Below are 18,361 nucleotides of genomic sequence, written 5' to 3'. Positions count from 1 at the left end.
GCGGGCGTGCGGGGAGGGGTTGCGAATGGGCCGAAGTGGCATGCGTGGGGAGGAGTCCCGTCCACGCGTCCGCCGCGGCGACGCGCCCGCCCGCAGCGGCACGGACCTCGCGGACGAGCAGCCGGGGGCGGACGCCGGGGCGGCACCGGCCCTGCGGGACCCGGAGGGCGGGGCCACCGGGGAGAGCGTCGCCGCACTCGCCGAGGACGCCCCCCGCGACCGGGGCGCGTCCCGTCGGCCCGCCGGGGGCAAGCGCCCCACCGGCGCGGCGGGTTCCCGCCCGGGGCCCGGCGGCCGCGGTGGCGGTCGGCCGGGCGGCGGGCCGGGCGTTCGGCCGGCGCGCCGCAAGCGCCGCATACTGCGCTGGGCCGCGCTGGTCCTCTCGGTCGTCATACTCGGCACGGCCGGCGCCGGATACCTCTACTACCGCCACTTGAACGGCAACATCCGCAAGGGCGAGTTGAACATCGGCGAGCACAAGGCCCCGACCCCCACCCCGAACGCCGCGGGGCAGACCCCCCTCAACATCCTCCTCATCGGCTCGGACAGCCGGAACACCAAGGAGAACCTGCGGCTCGGCGGCTCCCGGGAGAGCGTCGGCGCGGCCCCGCTGGCCGATGTGCAGATGCTGGTGCACCTGTCCGCGGACCGCTCCAACATGTCCGTGGTCAGCATGCCCCGGGACACCCTGGTGGAGATCCCCAAGTGCACCGACCCCGAGGGCGAAGCGCACCCGGCGAGCAACGGGCGGGTGATGACCAACCAGTCGCTGGGGCGCGGTGGCGCCGGCTGCACGGTCGCCACCTGGGAGAAGCTCACCAACATCCACATCAACCACTTCATCCAGGTGGACTTCGCGGGCGTGGTCGACATGGCCGACGCGATCGGCGGCGTCCCCGTGTGCGTGGACAAGAACATCTACTCGCACACCGCCAGCAACAAGGGCTCCGGCCTGAAGCTCCCGAAGGGCACCCACTCCATCAAGGGCGAGCAGGCCCTCCAGTGGCTGCGCACCCGCTACGGCTTCGGCGACGGCAGCGACATCGGCCGGGCGAAGGCCCAGCACATGTACATGAGTTCGATGGTGCGGGAGTTGCGGAAGAACGCCACCCTCAGCAACCCCGGCAAGCTGCGGGGCCTCGCCGAGACCGCGACCCGGGCCCTCACCGTCGACAAGGGGCTCGACGACGTGATGAAGCTCTACGAACTCGGCAACGAGCTGCGCAAGGTGCCGCCGGACCGCATCACCATGACGACGATGCCGTTCGACTACCTCGGCCCGCGGGTCGTGCCCAAGCCCGGGGACGCGGAGCAGTTGTTCCGGCTGATCCGCGAGGACATCTCGCTGGACGGCAAGGACAAGAAGCGGAAGAAGAAGGCGAAGCTGTCCGACGACCCGCCCGCGCCGGACGCGCGGATCGCCGTGCAGGTCGTCAACGGCACCCGTACCGACGTGCTCGCACCGGCCGCGGGGCGCGCGTCCACGGTGGCGCAACTGCTGGCGGGCAAGGGCTTCGACCGGTCGGTCGCGGACACCCAGCGGGCGGTGTCCGAGGCCCACACCGTGATCACGTTCCCGAGCGCGGACCTGGAGGGGGACGCCCAGCGGGTCGCCAAGGCGCTGGGCATCCCGCTGTCGTCGGTGGAGCAGTCCACCGAGGTCTCCGGGGTGACCCTGACCGTGGGCGCGGACTGGCGGGAGGGTTCCGCCTATCCGAAGGACGGCGGTCTTGACGACTCCGCGCCGAAGTCCGCGAACCTCCTGAACGGCGCCGACGAGCAGACCTGCATGGAGGTCAACCCCGGCTTCACCTACTGAGGCGACCCGGAGTGACCCGGGGCGGGGGTGAGCGGTGGTCCGGCCGGAGCGTCGGACCACCGGTCGTCCCCGGGGCGTCTCAGCGCCGGGAGGCGATGACGCGCTTGGCGAGGGACTTGGGGCTGGTGAGGAACCCCCAGCCCCAGGACATGTGCATGGTCGCGAGCGCCACCGGTATCCGCAGCCGCGCCCCGAACGACAGTCCCCGTCCCGCGGGCACCGACCCGGCGGCGATCGCCGCGAGGTACCCGGCGGGCACCACGAAGCCCAGCGGGGTGACCGCGGCGCCGACCACGACGCCCGCGGCGATCACGCACACCGCGGTCGGCGGTGCGAGGTAGCGCAGGTTGATGGAGCCCGAGTGGTACCGGGCGACCACGTGCCGCCAACGGCCGTAGTCCTTGTACTGCTTGGCGAGCGCCCGCACGCTGGGCCGCGGCCGGTAGGACACCCGCAGCTCGGGCGAGAACCAGATCCCGCCGCCCGCCTCCCGGATGCGGAAGTTCAGCTCCCAGTCCTGGGCGCGGATGAACTCCTCGTTGTAGCCGCCCTGTTGCTCCAGGGCCTCGCGACGGAACACCCCGAGGTACACCGTCTCGGCGGGCCCGGCCCGACCACCGGTGTGGAAGGCCGCGTTGCCCACGCCGATCTTGGAGGTCATCGCCGCGGCGACGGCCCGCTCCCAGTCGTTCTCGCCCTCGGCGTGCATGACGCCGCCGACGTTCTGCGCCCCGGTCTCGTCCAGCAGCCGCACGGCCGTGGCGATGTAGTCCGGCGACAGCATCCCGTGCCCGTCGACCCGGACGACGACCGGATGGCGGGACGCCTTGATCGCGGCGTTCAGCGCCGCCGGGGTGCGTCCCGTGGGGTTGGGCACGGTGTGCACCCGGGGGTCCTCGCGGACCAGTTCGGCGGCGATCTCGTCGGTGCGGTCCTTGGACGGGCCGAGGGCGATCACCACCTCCATCTCGCCCGCGTACTCCTGGGCGAGGATGGCTCGGACGGCGCCGCGCAGATGCCGTTCCTCGTTGAGGACGGGCATGATCACGGACACGGGGGGAAGCTTCGGGGCGGGCGTGGCGTTCATCGTCCTTCACGTTACCGCGAACGGGGGACACGGTCGCGCGCCGTCCGGCCGCTGGAGCGGGCAGCATTTCCTATGGACGTACCGTCGCCTTGGCCCCACGGCCCCGGCCGGACCCGCACGGCACCGGTCCGACGGTCACGCCCGCCGAACCGCACCCGTACGCAAAGGTGTCCTTCCCGTGCCCCAGCCGCCCCGCCGTCCCGTCCGCCCCGCTCCCCCGGGCGGACGCAGACCCGCTGCCGCGGCCCCGGGACGGCGCACAAGGCGCGGCGGGCGGCCCCGCTGGGCGCGCCGGGCGGTGACGGCCCTGTCGGTGACCGTGCTGGGCGCGGCGGGCATCGGGCACGCGCTGATGACGGGCATCGACGCGGAGATCCAACGGGTGGACGCGTTCAAGGACATGAAGAACCGGCCGAGCGCCGGCCACGGCACCAACTTCCTGCTCGTCGGCACCGACGGCCGGGACCGGATCACCCCCGAGGAGAAGGAGAAGTACCACCTGGGCGGGGCGCCGTGCCGCTGCACCGACACGATCATGATCGTGCACCTCTCGGCGGACCTGGAGCGGGCGAGCGTGGTGAGCCTGCCCCGGGACTCGTACGCGGAGATCCCCGAGCGGGTCGACCGGACGACCGGGAAGCGGTACGCGGCCCACCCGGTGAAGCTGAACGCGGCGTACGCGGAGGGCGGCCCGCCGCTGACCGTGCGGACGGTGGAGCACCTGACGGGCGTGAAGATCGACCACTACCTGGAGGTCGACTTCACCAGTTTCATGCGCACGGTCGACGTGGTCGGCGGGGTCCGCATCTGCGCCGCCAAACCGCTGAAGGACTCAGGCACCGGTCTCGACCTCGCGGCCGGACCGCACGAGCTGAACGGCGGGCAGGCCCTCCAGTTCGTCCGCTCCCGGCACATCGACGGCGCCGCCGACCTGGGGCGGATGCAGCGGCAGCAGACGTTCATGGCCGCGTTGATCGCCAAGGCGACCTCCTCGGGGGTGCTGCTGAACCCGGTGCGGTTCAGGGAGCTCGCTCAGGCGTCGCTCGGCTCGCTGCGGGCGTCGAAGAACTTCGGCACGGACGAGATGTTGACGCTGGGCCGGGCCATGCGGGGCTTCTCGCCCTCGTCCTCGGAGTTCACGACGGTGCCGATCGAGGACGTCGCGCACCAGGTCGCGGGGCTCGGCTCCACCGTGAAGTGGAACGACGCCAAGGCGGGGCGACTGTTCGAGGCGCTGCGCGAGGACGAGCCGCTCGCCGCGCACAAGGTGCGGCGCAAGGCGGTCAGGGTGGAGGTGGCGCCGGACCAGATCCGCGTCCAGGTGGAGAACGGCACCGGTACGGCGGACCTCGGCGGCACGGTGGACGCGGCGCTGCGCGGCACCGGTTTCCGGACGACGGGACGGCCCGTCCCCGCGGGGCCCGCGGAACGCACGGTCGTGCACTACGACCCGCGCTGGGACCGCTCGGTGAAGTCGCTGGCCGCGGCCCTGCCGGGGGCGGAGCTACGGCCGGAGCCGGGGCGGGGCCCGGTGATGCGGGTGGTCGCGGGCGCCGACTACCGGGGGGTCACCCGGGTCCGGGTGGCCGATCCGGCGGACTCCGGCGAGTTCGGCGCGGTGTCCGGCGACGAGGTGACCTGCGGCTGACCCGTGACCTGCGGGTACGGAACGGGCGGGCACCCGCCGGGGGTGCCCGCCCGTTCGGCGGTGCGGGGTGGTGCGGGCGGGGTCAGTTGCCGGTGACGGTGATCTTGTCGCCGTTGTTCAGCTGCTCCACCAGGGTCTTGACCTTCGCCTTGTCCCAGACGAGGTTGCTGCCCCGGGAGCCGGCCATCGGGATGTTCATGGAGACGCCGTCGCCGCTGGTGACGCCCTTCATGCCCCAGAACATCTCGCTGAGGTCGAACAGGCCCATGTCGTGGTCCACGACGAGGGTGTCGAGGCCCGCACCCAGCGTCGGGTAGAGCTTGAACGGGTTGAGGACCGTTCCGACCGTCGCCGTCTGGCTGGCCAGCGCGGACAGGAACTTCTGCTGGTTCTTGGTGCGGTCCAGGTCGCTGCCGAGCGCGTAGCGGGTACGGACGAAGGCGAGCGCCTCCTGACCGTCGAGGGTCTGCTTGCCGGCCTCGAAGTCGGCGCCGGAGCGCTTGTCCTTGAAGCCCTTCTCCAGGTTCATCTCGACGCCGCCGATCGCGTCCACGATCTTCGCGAAGCCGCCGAAGCCGATCTCCGCGTAGTGGTCGATGCGCAGCCCGGTGTTGTGCTCGACGGTGCGGACGAGGAGCTCGGGGCCGTCCTCCGCGTACGCGGCGTTCAGCTTCACCCGGCGCCCGGTGTTCTCGTAGCGCTTGCCGGAGTCGGAGCCCACGAACGACGGGATCTCGACGTCCGAGTCGCGGGGCAGCGAGATCATCGCGTTCCCGCTGTCCCCGACGTGCAGGATCATCATCGAGTCGGTGCGCTTGCCCTCGGCGGAGCCGGTGCGCAGGTCCTTCTTCTCCTGGTCGGACATGCCCTCGCGGCTGTCGGAACCGACGATCAGGTAGTTGGTGCCGTCGCCGTCCTTCGGACGCTCGATGACCTTGGACAGGTCGACCTCGCGCTTGAGCTTGGAGTCGGCCCAGAAGTACGTGCCGACGGAGACCACGAGCAGCACGATCACCAGGGTGAGCGAGCCGATCTTGATGCGGCGCTTCCAGTCGGGCGCCGGGCGGGACCCGCCGCCGCCGGGGCGCAGCTGGCCCCCGTCGCCGGCGCCGCCCCGGCCCCCGCTGCCGCCCTGGGGGTTGCCGTAGACCTGGCCGGTGTTGTAACCGCTGTCGTAACCCTGCTGGCCGCCGCCCTGGCCCTGCTGACCGCCGGGGTGGCCCTGCTGACCGTAGCCGTGCTGCTGCGGAACGCCACGCGGCGGTGCGGAGGGGCGCGGGCCGGGGCCCTGGCCCCGCTGGACCTGCCGCATCACGCGGGCGCTCTCGGGCCGCTCGCTCGCGCTGCCGCGGCCATATCCTTCACCGTCGCGGCTCCGGCCGCTACGCCCCTCGGGCCACTCGTTCATGGGCTAAGTGTGCCGGCTCACAGCGGTGTACTGACAGGGCGGGCGGGAACTCGGGGCAGCGCTGTTGCAGAGCTGATGCAATTTCCGCGGTCTGCGGTGATTCGGTGCGGTGGGGTCGCCCGCGCCGTTTCCCCGCGCCCCCTGTCCGGTGCGTCCTGCTGGGCGTGCGCTGTCCCGTGCGGTGCGCTGGGCTGTTGCGCAGTTCCCCGCGCCCCCCATCGGGTGCGTTCCCCTCCGGGTGCGCGGTCGCGTGCGCGTGCGCTGTTGCTTCGCGCAGTTCCCCGCGCCCCTGTCGGGGGCGTTTGCCTGGCGGTGCGCTGATTGGTGCGGGGGCGTTTGTCTGGTGGTGGGGCGGGTGGCAGCGGTGGGCAGCGACCGCGATCCAGGGGCGCGGGGAACTGCGCGAAACGCCAGCGCACCGCACGGGACAGCGCACGTGCAGCGGGACGCACCGTGAGGGGCGCGGGGAACTGCGCGGGCAACCACAGCGCACCCGCACCGAACAGCGCACCGCCAGGCAAACGCCCCCCGACAGGGGCGCGGGGAACTGCGCGACAGCCCAGCGCACCGCACGGGACAACGCACGTCCGGCGGGACGCACCGTGAGGGGCGCGGGGAACTGCGCGACAGCCCAGCGCACCCGCGCTGAACGGCGCACGTCCAGCGGAACGCACCCGAGGGGCGACGCGTCGCACGCCATACAGTGGAGGGCATGACAGCACAGCCCCCTGCCACGGAGCCCGGCGACCCCGGCACCCACGGCGCCCCCAGCATCGCCGGCAAGCCCACCTCCGCTTCCCGGACGACGCTCAGCCACATCATGACCCACAACGACACCAACCTCCTGGGTACCGTGCACGGCGGCGTGATCATGAAACTGGTCGACGACGCGGCGGGAGCGGTCGCGGGACGGCACTCCGGCGGCCCGGCGGTCACCGCGTCCATGGACGAGATGGTGTTCCTGGAGCCGGTCAGGGTCGGTGACCTGGTCCATGTGAAGGCGCAGGTCAACTGGACCGGGCGGACCTCCATGGAGGTGGGCGTCCGGGTCATGGCGGAACGCTGGAACGAGTCGACGACCGCCACGCAGGTCGGCTCCGCGTACCTGGTGTTCGCGGCGGTCGACGCGGACGGCAAGCCCCGCATCGTGCCGCCGGTGGAACCGGAGACCGAGCGGGACCGGCGGCGCCACCAGGAGGCCCAGATCCGCCGCACCCACCGGCTCGCGCGCCGCGAGGCGATCCGTGAGCTGCGGGCCCGCCGGACCGCGGACGGGATCGTCGACTGACCCGGAAACCCGCTGGTCCGGGTCTGACGCGCGGCCTAGGGTGCCCGCATGAGCTCTCTGGTGCGACATGTGACCCTCGACTGCGCGGACCCCTACCGCCTGGCCTCCTTCTGGGTACGGGTGCTCGACGGGCGGCTCGGTGACGACGACCACCCCGGCGACCCCGAGGTCCTGGTGACCTCGGCGGGCGTCGACCTCCTGTTCATCCGGGTCCCGGAGGGCAAGACGGTCAAGAACCGGGTCCACCTCGACCTCCAGCCGCAGGACCGCACGCGCGAGGAGGAGGTCGAGCGGCTGCTCGCCCTCGGCGCCGTCCTCGTGGGGGACCACCGCCGCCCGGACGGTACGGGGTGGGCGACGCTGGCCGATCCCGAGGGCAACGAGTTCTGCGTGGAGCGCAGCGCGGCGGAGCGGGCTGCGGCCTGACGGTCAGGTCACGCCTGTCCGTCAGGCGGACGGCGCGCTGCTCAGGCCCCCGGTCGGCGACTGCCCCGGAACGCGGACTCCAGTGCGGCGGCCTGGCTGAGGGCCGCCGGTACGCGCAGGGCGTGCGCCTCACAGGCGTACACGTCCAGGCCGGGACCGCTGGCGCTGTGCACCTCCTCCACCAGTACGGGTTTCTCGGTCAGGGCGCCGCATCGGTAGCAGTACTGAGGGTTCATGGAGAAAGCCTCGGCCTGGACGCGCGACAGCTCAAGGGGGTTGCAGCAGCTCGCTGACATTCACCCGTTTGCGCACGTCGAACATGCTCGTTGCGCACGTTCGGCCCCGCCGACCACTGAACCGGCCGGGCCGGGCCCGGACACGACCCCGCCCCCGGTGCCGAGGGCAGCCGGGGGCGGGGGTGGTGCAGGGGGTGGGGTCAGAGGAGACCCAGGGCGCGGACCGCGTCGCGCTCCTCGGCGAGCTCCTTGACCGAGGCGTCGATGCGGGCGCGGGAGAACTCGTTGACGTCCAGGCCCTGGACGATCTCGTAGGCGCCGTCCTTCGTGGTGACCGGGAAGGAGGAGATGAGGCCCTCCGGGACGCCGTAGGAACCGTCGGACGGGATGCCCATGGAGGTCCAGTCGCCGTCGGCGGTGCCGTTGACCCAGGTGTGGACGTGGTCGATGGCGGCGTTCGCGGCGGAGGCGGCGGACGAGGCGCCGCGGGCCTCGATGATCGCGGCACCGCGCTTGGCGACGGTCGGGATGAAGTCGTCGGCCAGCCACTTCTCGTCGTTCACGAGCTCGGCGGCGTTCTTGCCGCCGACGGTCGCGTGGAAGATGTCCGGGTACTGGGTGGCGGAGTGGTTGCCCCAGATGGTGAGCCGCTTGATGTCGGCGACCGTGGAGCCCGTCTTCTTCGCGAGCTGGGTCAGCGCGCGATTGTGGTCGAGACGGGTCATCGCGGTGAAGCGCTCGGCCGGTACGTCCGGGGCGGCGGCCTGGGCGATCAGGGCGTTGGTGTTGGCCGGGTTGCCCACGACGAGGACCTTGATGTCGTCCGCGGCGTGGTCGTTGATGGCCTTGCCCTGGGGCTTGAAGATGCCGCCGTTGGCCTCCAGCAGGTCACCGCGCTCCATGCCCTTGGTACGGGGGCGGGCGCCGACCAGCAGGGCGACGTTGGCACCGGCGAAGGCGACGTTGGGGTCGTCGCTGATGTCGATGCCCTGGAGCAGCGGGAAGGCGCAGTCGTCCAGTTCCATCGCGGTGCCCTCGGCGGCCTTGAGCGCCGGGGTGATCTCCAGGAGCCGCAGCCGGACCGGCACGTCCGCGCCGAGGAGCTGGCCGGAGGCGATACGGAAGAGCAGGGCGTAACCGATCTGGCCGGCTCCGCCGGTGACGGTGACGTTCACGGGAGTGCGGGTCATGGCGTTCTCCGTATGACAGCTGGCGGTGGGGCGTCCCTGCCCCGGAAACGGGACCCCGCGCGAGCGCCCACGTGATCGATCAGCGGTCCCGATGATCGATCTCTTGGCGTCAAGAGAGATCCAGCGGTCAGGCTATCGCGCTCGGGCGGTCCCGGATCGGCGGGGCCGTGTGGCCCGCCCCACAGCCGGGGCGGGGGCCCCGCGGACGGCTGGTTCCGTGCTGTGCGGGGCCCGGCGGTCGGTGGTCGGGGCGGCTGCGCACCGGGCCGAGCGGTCCGTGCGGAGCGGGGACGGGCGGGGGTGAAACGGGGGCGGCGTGCGGTGCGGGGTGGGCGGCCGTCCGCTCAGGGGGGGGGGAGAGCGGACGGCCGCCGGGGGGTGGTGGCCGCTCCCGTGGGGGTATTCCTCCGTGTGCCCGGTGGTGTCCGTTCCATGCACGTTCCGGGCGTCGGTTTCGGTACGGGCGCCGGACGGGGCGCCGGACGGCTCCCCGGCGGCGGGTGGCGGTCGGGGCGCGCGGCGCGGATTCGGCCGGAATGCAGCGACCGCACGGGCCCGGGGGCGGGCCCGTGCGGTCGGTGGGACACGGCTCGGGCTACGGAGCTACGGGGTGCAGCCCTCCGTGGCCGCCCGGACCGTGGCGCACGCCTTGGCGTCGCCGGCCGCCTTGACCGCCACCATCGCGGTGTAGGCGTCGGTGTCCGGTGTGGTGCCCACCGTGCTGAGCTGCTTCTTGGCGCCCGGCGCGGCTATCTCTATGGTGTCGCCGTCCGCGGCCTGGGTGATCCGCGCCCAGGCGGACCCGCAGGTCTTGCTGTAGCGGACCTCGACCGTGGAGGTGCCGACCCGGATGGTGGCCGTGGTGCGTGCGTACTCGCCGCCGCAGCCCATGGTCTCCGGGTCCTTGCCCGTGCAGTCGGTGCCGCTGCACTCGACGCCGGCCGGCAGCGGCTTCTTGCTGACCTTGGCGGCGGGGGACGGCTTGGCCTCCGCGTCGCCGTCGCCGTCGAAGCCGCCCGCGAAGTAGAAGGCCGCCGCGATCAGGGCCAGCGCGCCGACGGCGCCCGCGAGGAACATCGTGGTGCGGCGCCCGCCCGCGGCGCCGGAGCGCTGTCGCGGCGGTCGACCGCCGGGAGGGCCGCCCCCCGGGCCGCCCGGGCCCGCGGCCTGCGGGACGGGACCGCCGCCGTGGGCGGGACGGCGGGTGGCGGGGCCGTTGGGGACGGCTCCGCCGAGGGGGCCCTGGTAGCGGACGCTCTGGAAGGTGACGTCATTGCCGGAGGGGGGAGTGTCGGAGGAGGTCCCGGGGCCGCCGGAGAAGCCGAGGGCCCCGTCCGCGGCCGGTCGGCCCGGAGCTCCGGTGCGCGGGCCGCGGGCGGCGTGCGCACCGCCCCGGGCGCCGGGGGCGCGGCCCGCGGGTCCGGTCGGGCCGGCGGGGCGCCCGGCGGCTCCCCGGTGGGCGGCGCGACCGCCCCGGACGTCGGTGCCCCCGGTCTCGCCGAGCGCGGCCCGCGCCTGGGAGATCCGGATGGCCTCCATCGTCATGTCGTGGCGCATCTCGGAGCGGCTCCAGGCCCGTTCCGCCAGCTCCCACAGCGTCGTCAGGTGGACCGGGTTGGTGCCGGTGACCTCGGCGAGCGCGACGATCGCGCCCTTCGGGGCGAGCAACCGACCGTTGAGGTAACGCTCCCAGGAGGTCTTGCTGTAGCCCGTGCGGTCCGAGACCGCCGCGATGCTCAGACCGCTGCGGTCGACCAGCCTGCGGAGCTGCCCCGTGAACTCCTTGACCTGTGGGTCGAGTTCTTCCGGCAAATCCTTCCAACGAGGCATTGTGTCCCCCTATCCCCCTGAACGTACCGGTACGCCGTCGCCGTCGCTGTGCGTACCCGTGAACCCACGAGCCCGTGGCCCATCCCGGTCCGGCTACCCACAGGGATGCCCGGGGCGGGAACGTCAGTTCCCCACCCGGGGGCGCACGGAAGCGTTCGAACCACCCTGCATGCGCCTCTCGCGCGCGGGTGGTCCGCTGCCTGCGCGCCAGTGTCCCACCGTCGGGGCCGTCCGCGATACGGAACCCGGCGTTCGGTTTCGACGGTCGTGGAGACGGGTCGACACCCGGTCCACGGCGGCTTACCGCCGGTCACCGTACCGCGCCCGCAGCCCGTGCGCAGGGGGTGCGGGCGATTTCGACCGCGGTCGACGCCCTCGGGCGTCGGCGCACGGGGTGCGGACACGACGGCGGCCCGCACCCGGGTGGGGGTACGGGCCGCGAGCGGTCCCGGGCTACGCCTTGATGGTGAAGTGGAGCACGTCTTCGAGGAACGGGACGTCCAGCAACGGTTCGGGTTGGGTCATCAGCGCCAGCAGCACGATCGCCCCGCCCAGCACCCCGTAAGTGATCATGTCCGTGAAGCGGGAGCGGACCGCCAGCATGCCCACCGACGGCAGCGCCCAGCGCAGCAGCCCGGCCGCGAGCAGCGCGCCCCCGATCAGCAGCGCGCCGACCCGGGAGGCGTCGAGCCCGGTGAGCAGCAGCCCCGCTCCGACCGAGCCGAGCACCACGAGCATCGGCCACTGGCGGGCCGGGGCCGGCGCGCCCCCGGGGGCCGTCCGGCCGCCGCCCTCGGGGCGGGCGGTGTCCCGGGTCAGGGAGAAACGGCGGTTGCGGACCTTGGCGACGGGCGCACCCGGGACCGGGCCGGTGGCGCCCTCGGCGCCAGGCGCGGCGCGGGGGGTGTCAGCCGACACCGTTCGCGTTCCGTTCCGCCGCCTCGACGACGTTGACGAGGAGCTGGGCGCGGGTCATCGGTCCGACGCCGCCCGGGTTCGGGGACAGCCAGCCCGCGACCTCGGCGACACCGGGGTGCACATCGCCGACGATCTTCCCGGTCTCGTCGCGGGAGACCCCGACGTCCAGGACGGCGGCGCCCGGCTTCACGTCCTCCGGCTTGATCAGGTGCGGAACGCCCGCCGCGGCCACGATGATGTCGGCGCGCCGCAGGTGGGCGGCGAGGTCACGGGTGCCGGTGTGGCACTGGGTGACGGTGGCGTTCTCGGAGCGACGGGTCAGCAGCAGCGGCATGGGGCGGCCGATGGTGACCCCGCGGCCCACGACGACGACCTCGGCTCCGTTGATCTCGACCCCGTGCTGGCGCAGCAGCCGGACGATGCCGAACGGGGTGCAGGGCAGCGGGGCCGGCTCGCCCAGGACCAGTCGGCCCAGGTTCGTCGGGTGGAGTCCGTCCGCGTCCTTGGCCGGGTCCATGAGTTCGAGGACGCGGTTCTCGTCGATGCCCTTGGGCAGCGGGAGCTGGACGATGTAACCGGTGCAGGTGGGGTCGTCGTTCAGTTCGCGGACGACCGCCTCGACCTCCTCCTGCGTGGCGGTGGCGGGCAACTCGCGCTGGAGGGAGGCGATGCCGACCTGCGCGCAGTCGCGGTGCTTGCCGGCCACGTACTTCTGACTGCCCGGGTCGTCGCCGACCAGGACCGTTCCGAGCCCGGGCGTCACGCCCCGCTCCTTGAGGGCCGCCACGCGGACGGCCAGTTCGGACTTGATCGCTGCTGCGGTGGCCTTGCCATCGAGAATCTGGGCGGTCATGGCCCCATCTTCGCGGATGGCACGGGCCGGGTTCCAATCCGGTGGGTGCGGCCCGCACCGACCGGCGCGTACGGCGACGGGCCGGGCCCCGGTGGGTGCCCGGCCCGTCGCCCTGCGGATCAGTGGAAGAAGTGGCGGGTGCCGGTGAGGTACATGGTCACGCCGGCCTTCTTCGCCGCCTCGACCACCGACTCGTCGCGGACCGAGCCGCCGGGCTGGACCACGGCCCGCACCCCGGCGGCGAGCAGGATCTCCAGCCCGTCCGGGAACGGGAAGAACGCGTCCGAGGCCGCGAACGAGCCGCGGGCCCGCTCCGCGCCGGCCCGCTCGACCGCGAGCTTCGCGGAGTCGACCCGGTTGACCTGGCCCATGCCGACGCCGACCGAGGCCCCGTCCTTGGCGAGCAGGATCGCATTGGACTTGACGGCCCGGCAGGCCCGCCAAGCGAACGCCAACTCGGCCAGTTCGCCCGGCGGGAGCGCGTCACCGGTCGCCAGCGTCCAGGAGGACGGGTCGTCGCCGTCGGCCTGGAGCCGGTCGGTCACCTGGAGCAGCCGGCCGCCGTCGATCTGCTTGACCTCGACGGGCGCGGCGGGCGCCCGGTGGGCACGCAGCACCCGGATGTTCTTCTTGCGGGTCAGCACCTCCAGGGCGCCGTCCTCGTACTCGGGCGCGACGATGACCTCGGTGAAGACCTCGGCGACCTGCTTCGCCATCTCCTCCGTCACCGGCCGGTTGACGGCGATGACCCCGCCGAACGCGGACAGCGGGTCACTGGCGTGGGCCTTGCGGTGCGCCTCGGCGACGTTGGCGCCGATCGCGATGCCGCACGGGTTGGCGTGCTTGATGATCGCCACGCAGGGCTCGTCGTGGTCGTACGCGGCCCGGCGCGCGGCGTCGGTGTCCGTGTAGTTGTTGTACGACATCTCCTTGCCGTGCAGCTGCTCGGCGTCGGCGAGACCGCCGGTGCCGTCCACGTACAGGGCGGCCCCCTGGTGCGGGTTCTCCCCGTAGCGCAGGGTGCTGCGGCGCTCGAAGGTGGCGCCGAAGAAGTCGGGGAACGCCGAGTCGTCGACGGGCGCGTACGAGGAGGCGAACCAGGAGGCGACGGCCACGTCGTACGCGGCCGTGTGCTGGAACGCCTCGGCGGCGAGCCGCTTGCGGGCGGGCAGGTCGAAGCCGCCGCCGCGCACGGCGGCCAGCACGTCCGCGTACCGGTCGGGGCTGGTGACGATCGCGACGGAGGGGTGGTTCTTGGCGGCGGCGCGGACCATCGAGGGGCCGCCGATGTCGATCTGCTCCACGCACTCGTCGGGGCTCGCGCCGGACGCCACGGTCTCCCGGAACGGGTAGAGGTTGACCACGACCAGCTGGAACGGTTCGATGCCGAGCTCGGCGAGCTGGGCGCGGTGCGAGTCGAGGCGGAGGTCGGCGAGGACGCCGGCGTGCACGCGCGGGTGCAGCGTCTTGACCCGGCCGTCCAGGCACTCGGGGAAGCCGGTCAGGTCCTCGACCTTGGTGACCGGGACCCCGGCGGCGGCGATCTTCGCGGCGGTGGAGCCGGTGGAGACGAGTTCGACGCCCTCGGCGTGCAGCCCGCGCGCGAGGTCTTCCAGCCCGGTCTTGTCGTAGACGCTGATCAGCGCCCGGCGGATGGCCACCTGCGCCCCCTCGGGGCTCTGCGTACCTTCGGCGGTCACGGGATAACTACCTTTCGTCCCTCGATCGAGTAGCCGTCGCGGGCCAGCCGGCCGACGACCTCGACGAGCAGCTTGCGTTCGACTTCCTTGATGCGCTCGTGGAGCGCGGCTTCGTCGTCCTCGTCCCGGATCTCGACCACGCCCTGGGCGATGACCGGGCCGGTGTCGACGCCGTCGTCGACGAAGTGGACGGTGCACCCGGTGACCTTGGCGCCGTACGCGAGGGCGTCGCGCACGCCGTGGGCCCCGGGGAAACTCGGCAGCAGGGCGGGGTGCGTGTTGACGGTCCGGCCGCCAAAGCGGGCGAGGAACTCCTTGCCCACGATCTTCATGAACCCGGCCGAGACGACCAGGTCGGGTGCGTGGGCCGCGGTGGCCTCGGCGAGCGCCCGGTCCCAGGCGTCGCGGGAGCCGTAGTCCTTCACCTGTCGCACGAAGGTCGGCAGTCCGGCGCGCTCGGCGCGCTCCAGGCCGAGGGTGCCGGGTCGGTCGGCGCCGACCGCGACGACCTCGGCGCCGTAGCGCTCCGGGCCCGCGGCGGCGATGGCGTCGAGGAGGGCCTGGAGGTTCGTTCCTGATCCGGAGACCAACACGACGAGGCGCTTGGCGGCCACGGTGGGGCCCTTTCTTGCGGGGGCGTTTCACTGGTCCGGCGCGGCGTGAGCCGGACGGTCCGCCGTCGTCCGTCCCCGCCCGCCGTACGACTCCTTGGAGGTTCGCACGAAGGCGTGGTCTCCCCGGATACGGGGAACTCTACGAAGCGGCCGACCGGCAGCAACGATACCGTCCGGGGCGGTGTGACCCCCTGGACGGGGGCGGAACGCGTCCGGCCGGCGACGGGCCCCGGGGCCGGGCCCGGTCCGGACGCGGGGTCGGCGCGGAGGCGGGCCGGAACACCGGCCCGGTGTGGTTCGTTGACCGGGTGCCCGGGCGGACGCGCGACCGACGGCACCCCCGATGGGGGGCCCGTACGGTCGCTCACCCGCGCGGGGCCCGTACCATCACTGGGGTCCACAGCGGTCACCGAAGACTCAGGCCGGATCGTCCCGGCCGCATCGGTGGACCGCGCGAGATCCACCGCGTTCCACCGAGGGGAAGTCGCACACCTGATGCCGGATCCCAGCCTCCGACTCCTGCCGCAGCACACGTGGCCCGCGCCCGGGTCCGCCCACGGCGCCGTCCTGCTGCGGGACCGCGGACAGACCGAGCCCAAGGGGGCGCCCGCTCCGCACGGCGGGGAGGGCTCCGGCAGCGAGAACGGCTCCGGCAGCCGGCCCGGCGCGGACCAGGACAACCCCTACGCACCGCCGCCCGAGGGCAGCCCCGACCGGCCGTGGCGGCCCCGGCGCCCCGAGGGCTCCGACGGTTCCAGCGGTTCCGGCGGTTCCGGCGGTTCCGGCGGCGAGGACGACCAGCGCGGCGGGCGCGGCCCGTGGGGCGGCCAGTGGAGCGACCGGCAGCCCGGGCGCTCCGCCGGTCGGTTCGGTGACCGACCCGGCCAGCAGGGCGGCGGCCCCGAGGGGCAGCAGTCCGGCATGCGCTGGGACCCCACGGACCCGTCGCAGCGGCGGGCCCGTTACTCGCTGCTCACCGGTATGTGGGCCTTCTTCTTCGCGTTGTTCAGCTGGCCGTACGTGGCGCTGATGTTGGGTGCCCTGGCCGTGTACTGGGGCGTGAGCGCGGTGCGGGGTGCGCCGCCGCGGGGTGAGCGGAACGCGGCGGGGTCCGGTGCGGGGTCCGGTGCGAACGGCTCCGGTTCCGGGAACGGGGGTGCCGTGGCCACCGGGGGCGCCGGTCGGGTCACCCCGCGGTCGATGAGCACCGCGGCGATCAGTGGGCTCGTCACCGGGGGGCTCGCGTTGGCGATGGTCGCCGCGACGTTCACGGCGCAGTTGGTGTACCGGGACTACTACGTGTGCGTCCGGGACGCGTTGACCGTTCCGCAGAAGGAGTCCTGCGAGGACTTGTTGCCGGAGCAGTTGCGGCCGCTGCTCAGCACGAAGGACTGACGTCCGGTCGGGCGGTTCTCGGGTGCGCCCCGCTGCGCGTGCGCTGTTCCGCTCGGGTGCGCGGTGCCGTTCGCGCAGTTCCCCGCGCCCCTTGATCTGGTGCGTCCACCTGGGGGTGCGTGGTCCGGCTCGGGTGCGTGGTGGGTTTTGCGCAGTTCCCCGCGCCCCTTGATTGGGTGCGTTCGGCGGGGAGTGCGTTGTTCTGCGCGCTCCCGATCAACCCAACAACGCACGCGCATCAGGACGCACCCCGATAGGGGCGCGAGGAACTGCGCAACACCACAGCGCACCCCGCAGAACAACGCACGCGCATCACGACGCACCGATCAGGGGCGCGGGGAACTGCGCGAAACCACAGCGCACCCAGGCCGGACAGCGCACGCGCAGCGGATCGCACTGATCAGGGGCGCGGGGAACTGCGCGAATCGGACCGCGCACCCGAGGTGGACCAGGTACCCCCAGGTGGACGTACCCGATAGGGCGCGCGGGGAACTGCGCAGCAGCACAGCGCACCCCAGCAGGGGCTCAACGAGAGCGAGTGCGGGCGAAGGCCAACAGCAGGCCGACCACCGCGGTCCACACCGTCGCGGCCGCCCCCGACTGCCACCACACGGGACCGACGTGGGCCAACGCCCCGGACCCCAACGCGCCCCCGGACACCAGCGCGAACCCCCCGGCAAGGGCCCCGCACCACACCGCCCCCTCCAGCACCCGCAACGCGACCCACCACGGCCCGCCGCCCAGGCGCCCCGCGGCCCACGCCACCGCGGCCCCCGCGGCCAGCGGCACGACGAGGACCCCCCAGGACGCCCACCCGGCGCCCCCACCGGGCACCGCGGCGAGCAGCGGGAACGGCGGCAGCGGACCGGCGTACCCGGAGGTGAGGAGACCGACGGGCACCGGGGAACCGAGCAGCAGCCCGGGCCCGAGCCCGTACCCCGCCGCCCACACCGCGGCGTTCGGCACCAGCGCCAGCGCCAGCAGGAGCACCGTGAACTGTCCGGACCACCCGTCGGTGAGCCCGGGGAACGAGGCGCGGACCGCGTCCCCGTGCCACAGCAGCGACGCACCGACGACGAGCGCGCCGGCGCCCACCAGCACCAGCGCTCCGGTCCACCCGACGAGCGCCCCCGACCACAGGTGCTTGCGCCAGGCGGCGCCCCGCCCGTCGCCGCGGAGCAGCGGGAAGTGGGCCGCCCGGCCGGACCCGGTCGGCGGCCAGGTGGGACGCGGTCGCCCGTGCGCGGTCCAGATGCCGGCCGCGGCGGCGGGCCCGACCAGTGCGGGGATCCAGACGCCTCCGCTCAGCCAGGAGGGCCGCAGGTCGCCGCCGGAGGCGTACCCGGCGGCGACCACCGCGACCAGGAGGTAGCCGGCGACCACCCCGGACCAGACCGTCGCCACGCCGCCCGGTCCGGACCGCGCGGCGTCGCGGCCGGCCCGGTGGGCCAGCCACGCGGGCAGCACGGCCAGCAGCAGGGGGGTGAGGCCGACGGGTGAGGCGGCCCCGGTGAGCGTGTCGGTGCGGACCAGGTCGGCGCCGTGGGTGAGGAGCCAGACGCCGGCAGCCGTGTGCAGCGCGCCCTGGGGGCCGCTGTCCGGGTACGGCGAGCTGCTCCACAGGGCCAGGACCAGCACGGCGAGACAGGCGAGGCCCAGCCCGGCCGCCGCCGCTCCGGTCAGCATGCAGGAGCCGAAGGCCGGGGCCCGTTCCCGGACCCCGGCGAGCAGGGAGGGCGCCGGGGCGGGCTCCGGTACGGGTTCCGAGGCGGGCGCGGGCACGGGCGGGGGTGCTGCCGGTACGGGCAGGGGCGCGGTGAGGGCGTGGGGGGTGCTCCGGGTCACGCGCGCCATGCTCCCAACGACACGCGCTTTCTTCGCGTAACGAGCGATTACCGGATGTGTCGCTCAAGATACTTTTATGTTCTTTTCTGATCGGTGGCCCGGCT

At 73.6% G+C, this 18,361-nt stretch carries 15 protein-coding genes; 5 read left to right on the top strand and 10 right to left on the bottom strand.

Going from position 1 to position 18,361, the window contains the following annotated elements:
- Positions 1-40 precede the first annotated feature (40 nt).
- Complete coding sequence (locus ACFYOU_RS20125; RefSeq protein WP_391307209.1) at positions 41-1,819, top strand: LCP family protein; 1,779 nt, start codon at positions 41-43, stop codon at positions 1,817-1,819.
- 79 nt (positions 1,820-1,898) lie between these two features.
- On the opposite strand, the gene ACFYOU_RS20120 is transcribed toward ACFYOU_RS20125, so the two are convergent.
- A complete protein-coding gene (locus tag ACFYOU_RS20120; protein ID WP_391307207.1) occupies positions 1,899-2,906 on the bottom strand; it encodes a glycosyltransferase in 1,008 nt (335 codons plus the stop codon).
- A gap of 178 nt (positions 2,907-3,084) precedes the next feature.
- On the opposite strand from ACFYOU_RS20120, the gene ACFYOU_RS20115 reads away from it, so the two are divergent.
- On the top strand, positions 3,085-4,554 hold the full coding sequence (locus tag ACFYOU_RS20115; protein ID WP_391307205.1) for an LCP family protein: 1,470 nt from the start codon (positions 3,085-3,087) through the stop codon (positions 4,552-4,554).
- A gap of 82 nt (positions 4,555-4,636) precedes the next feature.
- Here ACFYOU_RS20115 and ACFYOU_RS20110 read toward each other — a convergent pair whose 3' ends face one another.
- The gene (locus ACFYOU_RS20110) at positions 4,637-5,962 is read right to left on the bottom strand and encodes an LCP family protein (protein WP_391307203.1); all 1,326 of its coding nucleotides are present in this window, start codon (positions 5,960-5,962) and stop codon (positions 4,637-4,639) included.
- Positions 5,963-6,674: 712 nt separating this feature from the next.
- Between ACFYOU_RS20110 and ACFYOU_RS20105 the strand changes: the two genes are divergently transcribed.
- Positions 6,675-7,250 carry a hotdog domain-containing protein gene (locus ACFYOU_RS20105; protein ID WP_391307201.1) on the top strand — a complete coding sequence of 192 codons (576 nt, stop codon included), beginning with the start codon at positions 6,675-6,677 and terminating at the stop codon, positions 7,248-7,250.
- Positions 7,251-7,298: 48 nt separating this feature from the next.
- Positions 7,299-7,676 carry a VOC family protein gene (locus tag ACFYOU_RS20100; RefSeq protein ID WP_391307199.1) on the top strand — a complete coding sequence of 126 codons (378 nt, stop codon included), beginning with the start codon at positions 7,299-7,301 and terminating at the stop codon, positions 7,674-7,676.
- A gap of 41 nt (positions 7,677-7,717) precedes the next feature.
- Here ACFYOU_RS20100 and ACFYOU_RS20095 read toward each other — a convergent pair whose 3' ends face one another.
- The 7 genes from ACFYOU_RS20095 to purN form a co-directional block, all read right to left on the bottom strand.
- Positions 7,718-7,912 carry a hypothetical protein gene (locus ACFYOU_RS20095; protein WP_385493484.1) on the bottom strand — a complete coding sequence of 65 codons (195 nt, stop codon included), beginning with the start codon at positions 7,910-7,912 and terminating at the stop codon, positions 7,718-7,720.
- Between the two features lie 200 nt (positions 7,913-8,112).
- Entirely contained in the window at positions 8,113-9,102 is a 990-nt protein-coding gene (locus ACFYOU_RS20090) for a malate dehydrogenase (protein WP_391307198.1), read from the bottom strand.
- 603 nt (positions 9,103-9,705) lie between these two features.
- On the bottom strand, positions 9,706-10,932 hold the full coding sequence (locus ACFYOU_RS20085; RefSeq protein WP_391307196.1) for a DUF2690 domain-containing protein: 1,227 nt from the start codon (positions 10,930-10,932) through the stop codon (positions 9,706-9,708).
- A gap of 453 nt (positions 10,933-11,385) precedes the next feature.
- Positions 11,386-11,850 (bottom strand): DUF3017 domain-containing protein, encoded by a 465-nt coding sequence (locus ACFYOU_RS20080; protein WP_391307194.1) that lies wholly within the window; start codon positions 11,848-11,850, stop codon positions 11,386-11,388.
- On the bottom strand, positions 11,840-12,703 hold the full coding sequence (locus tag ACFYOU_RS20075) for a bifunctional methylenetetrahydrofolate dehydrogenase/methenyltetrahydrofolate cyclohydrolase (RefSeq protein ID WP_385493491.1): 864 nt from the start codon (positions 12,701-12,703) through the stop codon (positions 11,840-11,842). Before ACFYOU_RS20075 ends, ACFYOU_RS20080 begins: the two co-directional genes overlap by 11 nt.
- 119 nt (positions 12,704-12,822) lie before the next feature.
- Positions 12,823-14,403 carry a bifunctional phosphoribosylaminoimidazolecarboxamide formyltransferase/IMP cyclohydrolase gene (gene purH / locus ACFYOU_RS20070; protein WP_389767314.1) on the bottom strand — a complete coding sequence of 527 codons (1,581 nt, stop codon included), beginning with the start codon at positions 14,401-14,403 and terminating at the stop codon, positions 12,823-12,825.
- On the bottom strand, positions 14,400-15,017 hold the full coding sequence (gene purN, locus ACFYOU_RS20065; protein ID WP_391307192.1) for a phosphoribosylglycinamide formyltransferase: 618 nt from the start codon (positions 15,015-15,017) through the stop codon (positions 14,400-14,402). Before purN ends, purH begins: the two co-directional genes overlap by 4 nt.
- A gap of 495 nt (positions 15,018-15,512) precedes the next feature.
- On the opposite strand from purN, the gene ACFYOU_RS20060 reads away from it, so the two are divergent.
- Positions 15,513-16,412 carry a hypothetical protein gene (locus ACFYOU_RS20060; RefSeq protein WP_391307190.1) on the top strand — a complete coding sequence of 300 codons (900 nt, stop codon included), beginning with the start codon at positions 15,513-15,515 and terminating at the stop codon, positions 16,410-16,412.
- A gap of 525 nt (positions 16,413-16,937) precedes the next feature.
- Here ACFYOU_RS20060 and ACFYOU_RS20055 read toward each other — a convergent pair.
- Positions 16,938-18,257, bottom strand: a complete 1,320-nt coding sequence (locus tag ACFYOU_RS20055; RefSeq protein WP_391307188.1) for a DUF6350 family protein — start codon at positions 18,255-18,257, stop codon at positions 16,938-16,940.
- Between the last annotated feature and the right edge of the window lie 104 nt (positions 18,258-18,361).

This window comes from Streptomyces sp. NPDC005955 (assembly GCF_042871255.1).
Classification (GTDB): domain Bacteria; phylum Actinomycetota; class Actinomycetes; order Streptomycetales; family Streptomycetaceae; genus Streptomyces.
Note: the sequence above shows the minus strand (reverse complement) of the source record. Positions and strands in the feature narration are given on the sequence as shown.